Source organism: Puniceibacterium antarcticum, assembly GCF_002760615.1.
GTDB lineage: Bacteria > Pseudomonadota > Alphaproteobacteria > Rhodobacterales > Rhodobacteraceae > Puniceibacterium > Puniceibacterium antarcticum.
The window spans coordinates 42,741-57,858 of sequence record NZ_AWWI01000121.1; the positions used below are offsets into that span (position 1 = coordinate 42,741).

Consider the following 15,118-nt stretch of genomic DNA (forward strand, 5'->3'; position numbering starts at 1 on the left):
GATGTCCGGGGCGCGCCCCGTGATATACACCAAATGTTAAGAATTTGTTCGATATTCGTTCTATGTGCTTTGGCGTCGTCGGTTCTGGCGGCGCCAAATGGGATTCTGCGGGTCATTGATGGCGATACCTTTGATGTCGGCAAGGTCAGGGTGCGGTTGCACGCGGTGGATGCGCCGGAACAGGCGCAGACCTGTGGCACGCCTGCCTGGGCCTGCGGGGCTTGGGTCACGCAGGAGGTGCGCAAGCGCTATCAGGGGCAATGGGCGATCTGCGAGGCGACGGATACCGACCGCTATGGCCGGGTGGTGGCGCGCTGTTCGGTGAACGGGCAGGACGTCGGTGCAGCTCTTGTTTCCGACGGATTGGCCTTTGCTTACCGGCAGTACGGTTGGGATTACGATCTGACGGAAAAGGCGGCGGCGGTGGCAGGCGTTGGTTTGCACAGTGAACAGATGCAACTGCCGTCAGAGTATCGCAAGGCGCAGCGGCCCGCACCGAAAAAACCGCAACAGCCCGAGGTTCAGGGCTGTGCCATAAAGGGAAACGTGTCGCGCGATGGCACGCGGATCTATCACGTCCCCGGGCAGGCGTTTTACGACAAGACCCGTATCAACGAAGGGGCGGGCGAGCACTGGTTCTGCTCCGAGGCTGAAGCGGTCAAGGCAGGCTGGCGAAAAGCGCAGCGATGATAATCACGACCCGGCGAGCATTGCCTTGATCGGGTCGGTGATCGCGCTGGATTGCGGGCGCGCCAATGATCCGAAGGTGGCGGCGATGCTGCCATCGGGGGCGATCAGCACCTTGTTGAAATTCCATCCCGGGGTGAAGCCTGCCGTGTCTGCCACCCATTTGTAAAACGGATGCGCCGCATCGCCGCGCACATGGGTGATGTCGGTCATCGGCAGGGTCAGGCCAAAATTCACATCGCAGAATTCCTTGACCTCCTCGGCGCTAGACAGCTCCTGGCGGAAATCATCCGAAGGCACGGCGAGCACGATCAGGCCCTGATCCTTGTAGTCATCGTAAAGCGCCTGAAGCCCGTCATATTGCGGGGTAAAGCCGCATCTGGACGCGGTGTTGACCACCAGAACCGGATGCCCGGCCCAGTCGGCAGAGCTGATTTCACCACCATCGATATTTGCAAATGTGAAGGTTTCCAGCGCTGCGGCGGGCAGGGCGGTGGTCAGGGTCAGGGCAAGAGCGGTCAGGGTACGGATCATTTTGGCGCCTCCTGCGTTGAAAGATAGCACAGGGGAGGGCGTTTCAAGAGCGTTTTGGCCCCCTAGGCAACGCACAGATGCGTGATTATCTTTTAGCTTTACGGAGGACATCCCATGGCAGGTGGCTGGTCGCGCGACGGCGCGGTAAATGAACAGATCGAAGCATCCATTGCGGATGAATTGGCGCGGCTCAAGTCCCGGCGCGGGCCGGTGGGCGAAAGCGCCTTGGTCTGTGTGGAATGCGAAGAGGAGATCCCCGAGGCGCGGCGCGTCGCGATCCCGGGCGTAAAGCTGTGCATCGACTGCCAGCAGGAACGCGACGGCACGTTCAAGGCACGCAGCGGGATCAACCGGCGGGGATCAAAGGATTCGCAGTTGAAGTGAGGGGGGATAAATGTGCTTTCTGATCTCGGGATGAAGCACATTTATATGCCTGCTGATGCCCGTTCGCTGATCGAGAAATCTTAAAGACCCCAGTTTGATGCGTTTCGGAACGCCACGGAAGCGTCGGATCGGCCAGACGCTCGCCCGGCGCGCTTTGCGCGTGAGTCCGGGCGGGCGTACTGTGGATTTGGAGGGATTATCCCTCCATTGCTTCCAATTCATCAATGAAGCCCGAGATCATCGACAGGCCCTTGTCCCAGAACTTGGGGTCTGAGGCGTCGAGGCCGAAGGGGGCCAGCAGCGCCTTGTGGTGTTTGGAGCCACCGGCCTTGAGCATGTCAAAGTACTTTTCCTGAAAGCCTTCGGGTTGTTCCTGATAGACGGCGTAAAGCGCGTTCACCAACCCGTCGCCAAAGGCATAGGCGTAGACGTAGAAGGGCGAGTGGACGAAATGCGGGATATAGGCCCAGAACGTCTCGTATCCCGGCATGTAGTCAAACGCCTCACCCAGGGATTCGGCCTGTACTGACATCCAGAGCGCGTTGATGTCGTCAGGCGTCAGCTCTCCGCCGCGACGGGCGGCGTGGAGCTTGCACTCGAAGTCGTAGAACGCGATCTGGCGGACCACCGTGTTGATCATATCCTCGACCTTGCCCGCGAGCAGAACCTTGCGTTCGGCGTCGGTCTTGGCGTTGTCGAGCATGCGGCGGAAGGTGAGCATTTCGCCGAACACCGACGCGGTTTCGGCAAGGGTCAGCGGGGTGGAGGACAGCATTTCGCCCTGACCGGCCGCCAGCACCTGATGCACGCCGTGGCCAAGCTCATGCGCCAGCGTCATCACGTCACGCGGTTTGCCAAGGTAGTTGAGCATCACGTATGGGTGCACATCTGTCACGGTGGGATGGGCAAAGGCGCCGGGTGCCTTGCCGGGTTTCACGGCGGCGTCGATCCAGCCCTTGTCAAAGAACGGCTGCGCGATGTCAGCCATGCGGGGATCAAATTCCGCATAGGCATTCATGACGGTGGCACGGGCGTCGTCCCAGCTGACCACTTTGGGGTCTTCCAGGGGCAGGGGCGCGTTGCGGTCCCAGACCTGCATCACGTCCAACCCCAGCCATTTGCGTTTGAGATTGTAATAGCGGTGCGAAAGCTTGGGGTAGGCGGCAACCACGGCGTTGCGCAGCGCCTCGACCACCTCGGGTTCCACATGGTTTGACAGGTGCCGACCGGTCTGGGCGGTGGGCATGCCGCGCCAGCGATCCATGATCTCTTTCTCTTTGGCCGAGGTGTTGTGCACACGGGCAAAGGTGCGGATGTTGGCACCAAAGACGCGGGCGAGTTCCTCGGCAGCGGCCTGACGTTTGGTGCGGTCGGGATCGGTGAGAAGGTTCAGCGTGGCCTCGATCGGCAGGGCGTCGCCGTCGATCTCAAATTCGAGCCCGGCGATGGTTTCATCAAACAGCCGTTCCCAGGCGTCACCGACCACGCCCATGTCGTGCAGGAAATTCTCCATCTCGTCCGACAGCTGATAGGGTTTCATCGCGCGGATGCGGTCAAAGGCGGGCTTGTAGCGGGCGAGGTCGCTGTTGCTGGCAAAAAGCGTGTCCAGCACGGCATCGTCGAGCCGGTTCAGTTCCAGCGTGAAGAACACCAGCGGCGTGGTGTAGATGGTGATCTTTTCCTGGGTGTCGGACAGGAATTTGGTGCGCGCGCTGTCGGTGGTCAGCTGGTAATAGCGCAGGCCCGCAAAGGACATGATGCGCCCGGCGACGTTTTCGATTTTCTCATGGCGGTGGATGGCGGTGAGGAAACCTTCAGCGTCGAGATCCCCCAGTTTGCCCTGATAATCGGCGGCAAAGCTGGCGCAGGCCTGTTCCAGCCAGTCCAGATCACGCTTGAGCTCCGGCGCGTCGGGGCTGGTGTAGAGGTCGCTCAAGTCCCATTCGGGCAGGTCGCCAAAGTCCTTGCCCCCGGCAGAGGCATTGGCATCGAAAAGCGGGCGCTGGGTCATGGGTCTCTCCTGATATTTCTTGCACCAAGAGGTAGGGTGCGATGCGTCCGTCCTCAAGAGCAAACCGACCTGTCTTCATCTGCCCCTAAATATCCCGGGGGAGTCGCGCTTGCGCGACGGGGGCTGGCCCCCTTGGGCGGTTGCGTCAGGCATAGGCGGTCAGGATGGCGCGCAGATCGTCCAGTGTGTTCGCCTCGGCCACCGGTTTGTCGTGGCGCCAGCGCGCCATGCGGGGAAAGCGCAGGGCGACGCCTGATTTGTGCCGGGGGCTTTCAAAGATGCCCTCAAAGGCGATTTCAAACACGTGTTCGGGGCGGACCTGCCGCACCGGGCCAAAGCGTTGAAGGGTGTTCTTGCGCACCCAGGCGGTGATCTGGGTGAATTCGACGTCGGTGAGGCCGCTGTAGGCCTTGGTGAAGGGCACGAGGTCGTTTCCCTGCCAGACGGCAAAGGTGAAGTCGGTGAAAAGGTTGGCGCGGCGCCCGTGGCCCTGCTGGGCATAGATCATCACGGCGTCGATGGTCAGCGGATCGAGCTTCCATTTCCACCAGTCGCCCTTCTTGCGGCCTGCAAGGTAGGGGCTGTCGAGACGTTTGAGCATGAGGCCTTCGGCGCGCATCTCGCGGGACTTGGCGCGGGTGTCGCTCAGAGATTGCCAGTTCGTGAAGGGGATCGGGGCGGAGGGTTTGAGGGGGGCGTCGGGGGGGAGGTTGGCAAGCAGTTTGTCGAGGTGCGCGCGGCGTTCACGCAAGGGGGTGCCGCGCAGGTCCTGACCGTTTTCTTCGAGCAGGTCATAGGCGAGCAGGATCACGGGGGCGTCTTTCAGCAGTTTTTTGGGCACGGTCTTGCGCCCGATTCGCGATTGCAGCGTGTTGAAGGACATCGGGGCGGTGCCGTCCCAGGTCACAATCTCTCCATCCAGAACCGTGCCGTCGGGCAGGAAATCCTTTGCCCGGGCCAGTTCGGGGAAGCGGTCGGTGATCAGCTCTTCCCCCCGCGACCAGATATGGTGTTCTCCGGCGCGCAGGATCAGCTGACCGCGGATGCCGTCCCATTTCCATTCGGCTTGCCAGTCGGCTGGGTCGCCCAGGGCGTCGGGTGTGTCGTCGAGCTGATACGCAAGATAAAAGGGATAGGGGCGCGAGAGATCGGCGGCCTTGTCCTCCGCCTCGATCAGGGCGTGATAGGTGGTGGTGTCGGGCGTCCAGCCGCCCATAAGCCGGTGGGCAAGGCTGGCTTCGTCCTGACCCGTTGCTTGCGCGAGGGCGCGGGTCATCAGTTTCTGGCTCACGCCGATGCGAAAGCCGCCGGTGATCAGCTTGTTGAACAGAAAGCGTTCGGTCGCGTCGAGCTGGTCCCACGCGGCAAGGATCTGGTGCTTGCGCTCTTCCGGGGGCACGTTCGAGAGGGCGCGCAAGGTGTTGATCCAGTGAGATAAGGGCAGATCAGAGGTCGCTGCGGCCTCTGGCAGGATCAGTGCGATGGTTTCGGCCAGATCGCCAACGATGGGATAGGATTCTTCCAGCAGCCAGAGGGGGACACCGGCCTTTTCAGCCGCCCATTCGCGCAGCTGGGTTGTGGTTACGGCGCGTTTGGGGCGGCGGCCTGAAAACAGCGCGATGGTCCAGAGTTTGTCCGTATCGGCGGCGTCGGTGAAATACGCGGCCAGCGCCTGTGTTTTGAGGCTGGTTCTGGTGGTCTGGTCGAGGGTGGTGAAGAGGTTGGCGAAATCCTTCATGCGGCAGCCTCTTCTGCGCTATCCTCATCCCCGCCGAATTGGGTGGGGACGACCTGTGCGTTCCAGCCCATCTCGGTCAGAGCACGGGCAAAGATGTCGGTATAGCCGTGGGTGGCATAGATGTTTTCAGCCCCGGTGGTGCGGATCGCTGACAGCAGCCCGTCCCAGTCGGCATGGTCAGAGAGGACAAAGCCGCGATCCGCCGCGCGCCGCCGCCGCACGCCGCGCAGACGCATCCAGCCCGAGGCGAAGCCGGTGGAGCTCGCCCCAAGCTTGCGCGCCCAGGGTGTGCCAAGGGCGGCAGGTGGCGCGATGACAAGGGCGCCGGGGTGATCCTTGATCCTGAGGTCGGGCGTGACCTGTTGCGTGTCGGGCAGAGTGTAGCCCTGAGCGCGCAGCACGGCATTTGTCGCCTCGACCGCGCCATGGGTCAGCAGGGGGCCGATGTCTGTGTTCAGCATCTTCATCAGGCGCTGGGCCTTGCCCAGCGAGTAGGCACCGAGGAGCGCGGTCTTGCCCGCAGCGGCATTCCCCGCCCACCATGCGTTAAGGTCGCGTGCAACCTTAGCCTGATCTGGCCATTTGAACACGGGCAGGCCAAAGGTGCATTCGGTGATGAAGCTGTGGCAGGGCAGCGGTTCGAACGGTTCGGACAGCCCGTCCGGCGCAACCTTGTAGTCACCCGACACCACCCAGACCTCGCCCGCCACAGCGACACGGATCTGGGCCGAGCCGGGGATATGTCCGGCGGGGTGGAAAGAGACCGCAGCATCACCGATGCGCAGCGTTTCGCCATAGCGGATTGTGTCGATGACGATGTTGCCCAGCCGGTGGCGGATGACCGGTGCGGCCTGTTGGGTGGCCAGATAGTGCCCGTGCCCCGGGCGGGCGTGATCGGCGTGGCCATGGGTGATCAGCGCGCGGTCAACCGGGCGCCAAGGGTCGATGTGAAAGCCGCCTGCGGGACAGAAGATGCCCCGGTCGGTGAAGGTGAGGACGGGTGCGCGCATGGGGTTGATATAGGGGTGGTGGTGCCGCCTGCCAGTGGGGTCAGGCGGATTGGGCGCTGTGGGGCTTGGCGGAGGCGCTGTCGAACAGGGCGACGATCTGGGACATGACCGCCTTGCGGGTTTCGGCGCTGTCCATCAGCACCTCATGTTCTGCGCCCGCGACCAGTTCCAGCCTGCCGTGCGGCCAGCGGGCCATGCGGTTTCGGATACGGGGGACATCGACGATGCGTTCTTTCAAGCCGACAAAGGTCAGGCAGGGCAGATCGGGAGAGGCGCGCCGTTCAAGCGTGCGGCATTCCAGCAGCGACTGGTGCAGCCAGCGCAGCGACGGGCCACCAAGCGCCAGTGCCGGCACCTCGGCCACCTGACGGCGCATATAGGCATACATGTCGGCGTCGCGGGTCAGCATGTTGTCCTTGAACGGTTCGCTGATCACGTAGCTGGCCGGTTTGGTGCCGGGGGAATAAAGATGCCCGAGGCCGATATGCCCGCTGCCCCAGCCAAGCGCCCAGGCGGCGGGCCGGATGGCGGGCGCGATGCGGATGCCCCACATGGGCCCGGTAAAGACGCAGGAGGCCACCGGCAGTCCATCCATCACAGCGCGCAGGCCGATGGCGCCGCCCATGGAATGGCTGATCAGATGCATCGGCTGGGGCAGGGCCAGTTCGCGGGCCGCCGTCAGCAGGGCGGCGACATCACGCTGGTAGTCGGTGAACAGCTGCACATGGCCGACAAGCCCGTTAGCCAGCAACCGGTCCGACAGGCCCTGACCGCGCCAGTCGATGGTCAGTGTGTCATAGCCCGCCGCCGAAAGATCCGCTGCGGTGCGGCCATATTTTTCGACATATTCGGTGCGCCCGGGAAAGAGCAGCACGGTGCCCTTTGATGGGGTGCCTTCGGAGGGGCCGGCGGAGGGATACCGCGCCACACGCAGGCGCACGCCATCATCGGCATGGACCCAGTAAGCGTGTGCCCCGACCGGGCCTTCGGCCAGATCGGCGCGGAAGGGGGCGGTGGGCAGTTCCATCTGAGGTCTAGCCCAGCACCGAGGCGAGCTTCATCGCCATGCCCATATCACCGTCAATGGCGAGCTTGCCCGACATGAAGGCGTTTGTGGGATTCAGATCCCCTTCGAAGATCGCGCGGAAGGTGTCAGCATCAGCTTTCAGGGTCACATCAGAGTCGCCGTCCCCGGCATGGGCGCCGGTCGAATCAAGCATAAAGCTGCCCTCGCCTGTCACATCGAATTTGGCGGTGCCGTCAAAGTCTGCACCGGCCATTTTTTCGTTCAGGGCCTTCATGGCTTCGCTCATATAATCACTCATCTGTGCTCTCCGCTGTTTGCATGGCTGTGGCGGGTGGTATTTTAAGTTTCCCGCACTAATCTGTACAAAAGATATGAGCGTGGTGCAGATGAAATACAAATCTACCGTAACGGCATTTCTTGTCCTTGTCAGTTTTTCCCTGCCGCTGGCGGCGCAGGCGCAGATGAGTGCGCGCAGCGATGCCTTGCTGAGCGATCTGGCGCAGGCAGATGCGGCGGGTGCCGAGCGGTTGGAGCGGGAGATTCGTCTGGAATGGTCCAAGAGCGGGTCTGCGGCGATGGATCTGCTGCTCAAGCGCGGGCAGGATGCGATGGAGGTCAACGACATCCCCAAGGCGATCAATCATTTCACCGCGCTGACCGATCATGCGCCTGACTTTGCCGAAGGCTGGCACGGGCTGGCGCTGGCCTATTTTCAGGCGGACAGGCTGGGGCTGACGGCGGATGCGCTGGAACATACGCTTGCGCTTAACCCCCGCCACTTTGGCGCGCTGCGCGGACTGGGGGCGGTGTTCGAAGAGCTGGATCAGCCGGCCCTTGCTTATGACGCCTATTCACGGGTACTGGAGATCCGTCCGCATGACACGGATGTCGAGGAAGCACTGAAACGGCTAGAAACACGGGTGCGTGGCACCGAGCTGTAATCAGCTTCAGACAGAAATAAAGGGCGGTTCATGGCCGAACGCGCACGGATCGCGGCCATTCTTGGCCCGACCAACACTGGCAAAACCCATTATGCCATCGAAAGAATGCTGGGGTACCGCACAGGTATGATCGGCCTGCCGCTGCGCCTTTTGGCGCGCGAGGTCTATGACAAGATCGTGTCGGTGCGCGGCCCCGGCGTGGTCGCGCTGGTGACGGGCGAGGAACGCATCGTACCGCCCCGCGCCAAATACTGGGTCTGTACGGTGGAGGCGATGCCCGAGGGCATGGGCACGGATTTTGTCGGTGTGGACGAGATCCAGCTCTGCGCCGATCCCGAGCGGGGCCATGTGTTCACCGACCGGCTGCTGCGCATGCGTGGCCAGCATGAGACGCTTTTCATGGGGTCGGACACGATGCGCGGGCCGATTGCCGCGCTGGTGCCGGGCTGCGAATTTGTGCGCCGCGAACGCATGAGCCAGCTGAGTTATACCGGATCCAAGAAGATTTCCCGCCTTGCGCCGCGCAGTGCCATCGTCGGGTTTTCGGTGGACAACGTCTATGCCATTGCCGAGCTGTTGCGCCGTCAGAAGGGCGGGGCCGCTGTTGTGATGGGCGCGCTGAGCCCGCGCACCCGGAACGCGCAGGTCGAGCTGTATCAGAACGGTGATGTGGATTTTCTGGTGGCGACCGATGCCATCGGCATGGGTCTGAACCTTGACATCGACCATGTGGCGTTTTCGTCGCTGACCAAATTTGACGGGCGGCGGATGCGCGATCTGCAGCCCAATGAGCTGGCCCAGATCGCCGGGCGCGCCGGGCGCGGCATGTCCAACGGCACCTTTGGCGTGACGGGCGAAGCCGGTCCGCTGCCCGATGAATGGGCCGAGGCGATCTGCAATCACCAGTTCACACCGCTGCGCAAGCTCAACTGGCGCAATGCGGATCTGAGTTTTGGCAGCATCGAGCGGCTGATCCAGTCGCTGGAAAAGGCACCCACGGATGAACGTCTGGTCAGGGCGCGGGATGCCGATGACCTCATGTCGCTCAGGACCCTGGGGCAGGTGGGCGAGGTCATGGCGCGGGCGTCGGACCCGGCATCGGTCAAGTTGCTGTGGGACGTCTGCCGAATCCCTGATTTTCGTGGTATAAGTCATTCGGAACATGCGGGCCTGTTGGAAGTTATATTCGGTCACCTGCACCAGCGCGGGGGCGTGCCCGATGACTTCATGGCGGGGCAGGTCAGACGGATCGATCGGATCGATGGCGACATCGATACATTGTCGAAACGTCTGGCTTATATCCGCACATGGACCTATGTGGCACAACGCAAGGGCTGGGTGCGTGACGAATTGCATTGGCGTGAGGAGACTCGCGCTGTAGAAGATCGGGTGTCAGACGCCTTGCATGAGCGGTTGACGCAAAGATTTGTTGACCGGCGGACATCAGTTCTGTTGCGCCGGTTGAAGCAGAAGGAGGCCCTCTTGGCCGAAGTGAATGACAAGGGTGAAGTGACCGTCGAAGGTGAATTCGTCGGGAAACTTGAAGGATTCCGGTTTCGTCAGGACAAGGACGCGACAGGACAAGAGGCCAAGACGCTGAAAACAGCGTCGCTGCAGGCGCTTGCGCCGCATTTCCATCTGCGGGCGGATCGTTTCTATAACGCGCCGGATACCGAGATTGATTTCACCGAGCAGGGCGGCCTTATGTGGGGCACCCAGGCGGTGGGCAAGCTGACGCCGGGGGATGACGCGCTGAAACCGCGTGTCGTGGCCTTTGTCGATGATGAGGCGGGGCCAGATGTGCTGCAAAAGGTGCAGCGCCGGTTGCAGCATTTCATCGACCGCAAGATTGCCGCGCTGTTCGAGCCGCTGCTGAACATCCAGCACGATGAGACGCTGACCGGTCTGGCGCGCGGCTTTGGCTTCCGCATCGTCGAATCGATGGGGATCATTCCCCGGGTCGAGATTGCCGAGGATGTGAAGTCGCTGGATCAAGAGGCCCGGTCAGCCCTGCGCAAGCACGGCATCCGATTCGGTCAGTACACGATCTTTATGCCGCTGCTGCTGAAACCGGCACCGACGCGCCTGCGTCTTGTGCTGTGGAGCCTCAAGCAGGGTCTGGACACCTTCCCCGAGGCGCCGCCTGCGGGTCTGGTGACCGTGCCCAACATCGAGGATATCCCGGCCGATCATTATATGATCGCGGGTTATCGCAAGTCCGGTCAGAGGGCGATTCGCATCGACATGCTGGAACGTCTGGCGGATCTGCTGCGCGCCGAAGACAGCCGCGCAGGGTTTGAGGCCAAGGCCGACATGCTGTCGATCACCGGCATGACGCTGGAGCAGTTCGCCGACCTGATGGGCGGCATGGGCTACAAGGCGGAAAAAGGCGAGCGGACCAAGGTCAAGGCCGTGGACACGGTTGTGCCCAAGGATGCCGAAGCCGAAGTTGCGCGTCCGCTGGAAGAGACACCTGCCGAAGCGAATGCCGACACGCCGGTGTTCGATGCGGGTCAGGTGGCCGAAGAGGGCGCCATCACCGAACAGCCCGAGGTGACGGATGCCGTTCCCGAGGCTCCCGAGGCGGTGACCGCCGTTCCCGATGTGGGCGAAGCGCCGATTTCCGAAGAACCGGCAGAGCCCGCAGAGCCCGCGCCCGAGGCCCCTGTGGCCGATGTTGCCGCTGAAGACGTGCCGATTGGCACAGCGCCGGATGCGCCTGTGGCCGGTGGTGAGCTGGAAGTGTTTTATTCCTTCACTTGGGGTGGCAATCGCGCGAACCGCGAACGCGGCCCCCGCCGAGAGGGTGGTCAGGGCAATCGTGGCCGTCGTTCTGACACGACGCAGGCAGGCGGCGAAGGCGCACAGGCACGGGGTGGCGAGGGTGGCCAGAGACGGCGCCCCGAAGGCGGACAGGGTCGTGGCGGCGAAGGTGCCGCGGGCGAGCGTCCGCGTGGCAAGGGCCGCGGCAAGCCGGGTGGCAAACCCGGTGGCAATCGCCCCGAGCGTGAGGACAAGGGCGCCAAGTCCTTTGAGGCGCGTCCCCCCCGCCGTGAAAAGGCGATCGATCCCGACAACCCCTTTGCCGCAGCGCTGATGGGGTTCAAGGACAAGTCCTAAATGACGGGTCCGGCGGAAAGAATCCGGCTGGACAAATGGCTCTGGCAGGCGCGGTTCTTCAAGACCCGCAGCCTGTCGGCCAAGGTTGTAACGGGTGGTCACGTGCAGTTGAACGGCGCGCGCGTGGCCAAACCGGCGGCCCTGATCGGCGCGGGTGACGTGCTGACCTTTCCCCAGGCCAAAGAGACCCGCGTTATCAAGGTTGTCGCCCCCGGCACCCGGCGCGGACCTGCCCCCGAAGCGCAGATGCTTTATGAGGATCTGGCGCCGCCGCTGCCCCGCGAAGAGCGCGCGCTGCAACCCCAGGTGCCGAAATTCGAGGGCAAGGGGCGGCCGACGAAACGGGATCGCCGTCTGATGGATCAAACCCGCGGTCAGGCGCTTGATTGATCCGGACGAGTGAACTAGCAAGGCTTGGACAAAGTTACGGACCGAGCCAGAATGACCTATATCGTCAACGACGCCTGCATTGCCTGCAAATTCACCGACTGTGTTGAGGTGTGCCCCGTAGATTGTTTCTACGAGGGTGAGAACATGTTGGTGATTCACCCGGATGAGTGTATCGACTGTGGCGTCTGCGAGCCGGAATGCCCCGCTGATGCCATCCGCCCGGACACAGAGCCGGATGCGGAAAAGTGGGTTGAATTCAACCGCAAGTATTCCGAGCTGTGGCCAGTCATCATCACGAAGAAGGACCCTCTGCCTGAGGCCGAAGAACGCGACGGAGAAACCGGCAAGCTTGAGAAATACTTTTCCGAGGCGCCGGGCGAGGGCGGCTGACGCCTGATTCGCCGCCCAAGGGTCGGCGGCAGTGACATGAGCGTGAATGTGCGGTGCAAGCTTTTGATGCCGCTTATAAATTTGTGTTCTCCGAACCGCGCTAGGAAGTGATCAAATTTTGTGTTATGATGATGTCACAAATGATGACATCACGCGCATACGGCCCGGTCATGCAGCACACCGGGGGATAATCCCAAGACGTTGAGCCAGGTGGGCGGAGGGCTTCCTCCGGTCGCCTTCTTGTCGCCTGTGCGCGGGTGAGCTTGTAAGGAAGCACTGAATGACAAAGTCGAAGAAGTCCGAATTCCGCCCCAACGATTATGTTGTCTATCCCGCCCATGGCGTGGGTCAGATCCTGTCGATTGAAGAGCAGGACATTGCGGGTATCTCGCTTGAACTCTTCGTCATCTCGTTTGAAAAAGACAAGATGACGCTGCGTGTTCCTACGCACAAGGCGACGGAAATCGGCATGCGTTCGCTCAGCTCGCCCGATGTGGTCAGCCAGGCGATGAAGACGCTGAAGGGCAAAGCCAAGGTCAAGCGGGCCATGTGGTCGCGCCGTGCGCAAGAATACGAACAAAAGATCAACTCGGGTGATCTGATCGCCATTGCCGAAGTGGTGCGCGATCTGCACCGCGCCGACGATCAGCGCGAGCAGAGCTATTCAGAGCGTCAGCTGTACGAAGCCGCGCTGGAACGTCTGACCCGCGAAGTTGCCGCCGTGTCCGGTGGGGATGAGCTGGCAGCCGCCAAGCAGGTGGGTGAAGTTCTGGTCGGCCGCGCCGCCTGATTTGCGGATCACTTTCACGTCAGAAAAACCGCGCCCTTTGGCGCGGTTTTTGTTTGTCTGATCGGGTCAAGCCGCGTCGCTCTTGTTGTCGAGCGTGGCCAGAAGCGCGGTTTCCAGATCCTTCTCAAGCTCTTTGGCGCGTTCGATATAGGGGGCATTGTCGTAAGCGGGAATGTTCGGATTCCACAGCCCGGCAAGTTCGCGCACGGTGTGGCGGTCATGATGGAAAAAGGTTTCCTGCGCCTGTGCGGCCTCGTATTCGCTGAGGCCGATGTTTTCGAGAACGTAGCGCCCGGCGCGCAGCGAGGAATCAAACATTTCGCGCACGATATCATCGGCCCCCGCCTGATAGAGCGCATAGACATGCTGGCGGTCATGTGCCCGGGCGACCACATGCAGGTCGGGGCGCAGCCGCTTTGCATAGGCCACCAGCTTGGTCACGGCTGCCGGATCATCCATTGCCGCGACCAGAACGCGCGCCTTGTCGATCCCTGCCGCGTGCAGCAGTTCGGGGCGGTTCGGATCGCCAAAGAAGCCCTTGAAGCCGAACCTGCGCATCAGCTGGATGGTCTTGAGGTCGTTGTCGAGCACGACCGTCTTGAACCCAGAGGATTGCACCAGCCGGTTCACGATCTGACCAAATCGCCCGATCCCTGCGATGATGACGGGGCCTTCGTCGTCGATTTCGTCATCTGCGGGTCTGTCGTCCTTGTCCACCAAACGGCTGGAGAGCACGTCGTAGAGGATGAACAGCAGCGGGGTGATCAGCATCGACAGGGCCACGACCAGCAGCAGCCGTTCACCCAGCATGCTGGTGACGACGTTCTGCTGTACCGAGAAGGAGATCAGCACAAAGCCAAATTCGCCCGCCTGGGCAAGGCTGAGGGTGAACAGCCATTTGTCCCGTCCGCGCAGGCCGAACAGAAGGCTGAGGCCGAACAGCACCGCGCCCTTGATCGCCATGATGCCAAGGGCGAGCCCGAGGATGATGAAGGGCGCCGAGAGGAAAGCGCCAAAGTCGATGCCCGCACCGACGGTGATGAAGAACAGGCCCAGCAGCAGGCCCTTGAACGGTTCGATATCGGATTCGAGCTGATGGCGGAATTCGCTGTTGGCCAGCACGACGCCCGCGAGGAAGGTGCCAAGGGCAGGCGACAGGCCCACCATCAGCATCAGAAAGGCAATACCGACCACGATCAGCAGGGCGACGGCGGTGAACATTTCCGGCAGACGCGCGGCATTGATGAAGCGGAACAGGGGGCGCGCGCCATAGACGCCGCCCAGAATGATCGCGGCGACAGCGCCCAGCGTGACCAGCGTGACACCCCAGCCGGGCAGGCCATCGACCAGCGACATGGGCGCGCCATGGCTGGCATCGGCGACGGCGTGTGTTCCGTTTACAACCCGCTGGATCGACCCGTCCAGTCCCAGAACCGGCTCTGCCACACCCGCCAGAAGCGGCAGCAGGATCAGCATCGGGATCACCGCGATGTCCTGTGTCAGCAGCACGGAAAAGGCAGAGCGCCCGCCGCCGGTCTGCATCAGGTTCTTTTCGCTGAGCGTCTGCAGCACGATGGCGGTCGAGGACAGCGCCATCAGCAGCCCGACAGCCAGAGCGGGCGCCCAGGCCAGCCCCAGCAGCATGCCGCCGCCCATGACGGCCAGTGTGGTCAGCGCGATCTGCAGCCCGCCCAGACCGATCAGCCGGTGGCGCATATCCCAGAGCGCGCGGGGTTCCAGTTCAAGCCCGATCAGGAACAGCATCATCACCACGCCGAATTCCGCGAAATGCTGCAGATCGCTGGTTTCAGAGGCAAATCCGAAGACCGGACCGATGACGATCCCGGCCAGAAGATAGCCCAGTACCGATCCCAGCCCCAACCTCGCGGCGAGAGGCACGGCGATTACCGCAGCCAGCAAATACACTGACGCCTGAAACAGGAACGATTCCATCCGAATACGACCCTTTGTTATCCTTCCCTCATGATGAGGGCGCAGGTCCTACAAGCACAACCGAAGATGCGCGTTTCAGCATGAAATGTCTGTAAACTCACGCAGGCGTGTGGCGTTCAGCTTTGTGGGTGTGCGCTGCGCGG

At 62.2% G+C, this 15,118-nt stretch carries 14 protein-coding genes; 7 read left to right on the forward strand and 7 right to left on the reverse strand.

The genetic code is table 11. The features are described from left to right. The first annotated feature begins 33 nt into the window (after positions 1-33). Positions 34-690: a thermonuclease family protein gene (locus P775_RS17255; protein WP_099912140.1), complete on the forward strand. Its 657-nt coding sequence runs from the start codon at positions 34-36 to the stop codon at positions 688-690. 3 nt (positions 691-693) lie between these two features. Here P775_RS17255 and P775_RS17260 read toward each other — a convergent pair whose 3' ends face one another. Next, positions 694-1,221 (reverse strand): glutathione peroxidase, encoded by a 528-nt coding sequence (locus tag P775_RS17260; protein ID WP_099912141.1) that lies wholly within the window; start codon positions 1,219-1,221, stop codon positions 694-696. A gap of 114 nt (positions 1,222-1,335) precedes the next feature. Here P775_RS17260 and P775_RS17265 point away from each other — a divergent pair, with 114 nt between their 5' ends. Then, on the forward strand, positions 1,336-1,605 hold the full coding sequence (locus P775_RS17265) for a DksA/TraR family C4-type zinc finger protein (protein ID WP_099912142.1): 270 nt from the start codon (positions 1,336-1,338) through the stop codon (positions 1,603-1,605). Between the two features lie 196 nt (positions 1,606-1,801). Here P775_RS17265 and P775_RS17270 read toward each other — a convergent pair whose 3' ends face one another. The 5 genes from P775_RS17270 to P775_RS17290 all read right to left on the reverse strand — a co-directional run bounded on the left by P775_RS17270 (position 1,802) and on the right by P775_RS17290 (position 7,689). Continuing rightward, positions 1,802-3,616, reverse strand: coding sequence for a M3 family oligoendopeptidase (locus P775_RS17270; RefSeq protein ID WP_099912143.1), 1,815 nt, complete (start codon positions 3,614-3,616; stop codon positions 1,802-1,804). Between the two features lie 145 nt (positions 3,617-3,761). Beyond that, positions 3,762-5,354, reverse strand: a complete 1,593-nt coding sequence (locus P775_RS17275) for an ATP-dependent DNA ligase (protein WP_099912144.1) — start codon at positions 5,352-5,354, stop codon at positions 3,762-3,764. Next, positions 5,351-6,364 (reverse strand): ligase-associated DNA damage response exonuclease, encoded by a 1,014-nt coding sequence (locus P775_RS17280; protein ID WP_099912145.1) that lies wholly within the window; start codon positions 6,362-6,364, stop codon positions 5,351-5,353. Before P775_RS17280 ends, P775_RS17275 begins: the two co-directional genes overlap by 4 nt. A 40-nt stretch (positions 6,365-6,404) precedes the next feature. Then, entirely contained in the window at positions 6,405-7,391 is a 987-nt protein-coding gene (locus P775_RS17285) for an alpha/beta fold hydrolase (RefSeq protein WP_099912146.1), read from the reverse strand. 7 nt (positions 7,392-7,398) lie between these two features. Continuing rightward, positions 7,399-7,689 carry an SCP2 sterol-binding domain-containing protein gene (locus P775_RS17290; protein WP_099912147.1) on the reverse strand — a complete coding sequence of 97 codons (291 nt, stop codon included), beginning with the start codon at positions 7,687-7,689 and terminating at the stop codon, positions 7,399-7,401. 73 nt (positions 7,690-7,762) lie between these two features. Between P775_RS17290 and P775_RS17295 the strand changes: the two genes are divergently transcribed. The 5 genes from P775_RS17295 (at position 7,763) to P775_RS17315 (ending at position 13,022) form a co-directional block, all read left to right on the forward strand. Then, positions 7,763-8,332, forward strand: coding sequence for a tetratricopeptide repeat protein (locus tag P775_RS17295; RefSeq protein ID WP_099912148.1), 570 nt, complete (start codon positions 7,763-7,765; stop codon positions 8,330-8,332). Between the two features lie 30 nt (positions 8,333-8,362). After that, positions 8,363-11,452 (forward strand): helicase-related protein, encoded by a 3,090-nt coding sequence (locus P775_RS17300; RefSeq protein ID WP_099912149.1) that lies wholly within the window; start codon positions 8,363-8,365, stop codon positions 11,450-11,452. Then, positions 11,453-11,842, forward strand: coding sequence for an RNA-binding S4 domain-containing protein (locus P775_RS17305; protein ID WP_099912150.1), 390 nt, complete (start codon positions 11,453-11,455; stop codon positions 11,840-11,842). A 51-nt stretch (positions 11,843-11,893) separates the two neighbouring features. Next, positions 11,894-12,232, forward strand: a complete 339-nt coding sequence (fdxA, locus tag P775_RS17310) for a ferredoxin FdxA (protein WP_099912151.1) — start codon at positions 11,894-11,896, stop codon at positions 12,230-12,232. 280 nt (positions 12,233-12,512) lie between these two features. Further along, positions 12,513-13,022 carry a CarD family transcriptional regulator gene (locus P775_RS17315; RefSeq protein ID WP_099912152.1) on the forward strand — a complete coding sequence of 170 codons (510 nt, stop codon included), beginning with the start codon at positions 12,513-12,515 and terminating at the stop codon, positions 13,020-13,022. A 66-nt stretch (positions 13,023-13,088) separates the two neighbouring features. On the opposite strand, the gene P775_RS17320 is transcribed toward P775_RS17315, so the two are convergent. Next, positions 13,089-14,975, reverse strand: coding sequence for a cation:proton antiporter domain-containing protein (locus P775_RS17320; RefSeq protein ID WP_099912153.1), 1,887 nt, complete (start codon positions 14,973-14,975; stop codon positions 13,089-13,091). Between the last annotated feature and the right edge of the window lie 143 nt (positions 14,976-15,118).

Bases quoted from the DNA above. Each gene is read 5' to 3' on its own strand.
- P775_RS17255 (WP_099912140.1), top strand. From the start codon at position 34: ATGTTAAGAATTTGTTCGATATTCGTTCTATGTGCTTTGGCGTCGTCG.
- P775_RS17260 (WP_099912141.1), bottom strand. From the start codon at position 1,221: ATGATCCGTACCCTGACCGCTCTTGCCCTGACCCTGACCACCGCCCTG.
- P775_RS17265 (WP_099912142.1), top strand. From the start codon at position 1,336: ATGGCAGGTGGCTGGTCGCGCGACGGCGCGGTAAATGAACAGATCGAA.
- P775_RS17270 (WP_099912143.1), bottom strand. From the start codon at position 3,616: ATGACCCAGCGCCCGCTTTTCGATGCCAATGCCTCTGCCGGGGGCAAG.
- P775_RS17275 (WP_099912144.1), bottom strand. From the start codon at position 5,354: ATGAAGGATTTCGCCAACCTCTTCACCACCCTCGACCAGACCACCAGA.
- P775_RS17280 (WP_099912145.1), bottom strand. From the start codon at position 6,364: ATGCGCGCACCCGTCCTCACCTTCACCGACCGGGGCATCTTCTGTCCC.
- P775_RS17285 (WP_099912146.1), bottom strand. From the start codon at position 7,391: ATGGAACTGCCCACCGCCCCCTTCCGCGCCGATCTGGCCGAAGGCCCG.
- P775_RS17290 (WP_099912147.1), bottom strand. From the start codon at position 7,689: ATGAGTGATTATATGAGCGAAGCCATGAAGGCCCTGAACGAAAAAATG.
- P775_RS17295 (WP_099912148.1), top strand. From the start codon at position 7,763: ATGAGCGTGGTGCAGATGAAATACAAATCTACCGTAACGGCATTTCTT.
- P775_RS17300 (WP_099912149.1), top strand. From the start codon at position 8,363: ATGGCCGAACGCGCACGGATCGCGGCCATTCTTGGCCCGACCAACACT.
- P775_RS17305 (WP_099912150.1), top strand. From the start codon at position 11,453: ATGACGGGTCCGGCGGAAAGAATCCGGCTGGACAAATGGCTCTGGCAG.
- fdxA (WP_099912151.1), top strand. From the start codon at position 11,894: ATGACCTATATCGTCAACGACGCCTGCATTGCCTGCAAATTCACCGAC.
- P775_RS17315 (WP_099912152.1), top strand. From the start codon at position 12,513: ATGACAAAGTCGAAGAAGTCCGAATTCCGCCCCAACGATTATGTTGTC.
- P775_RS17320 (WP_099912153.1), bottom strand. From the start codon at position 14,975: ATGGAATCGTTCCTGTTTCAGGCGTCAGTGTATTTGCTGGCTGCGGTA.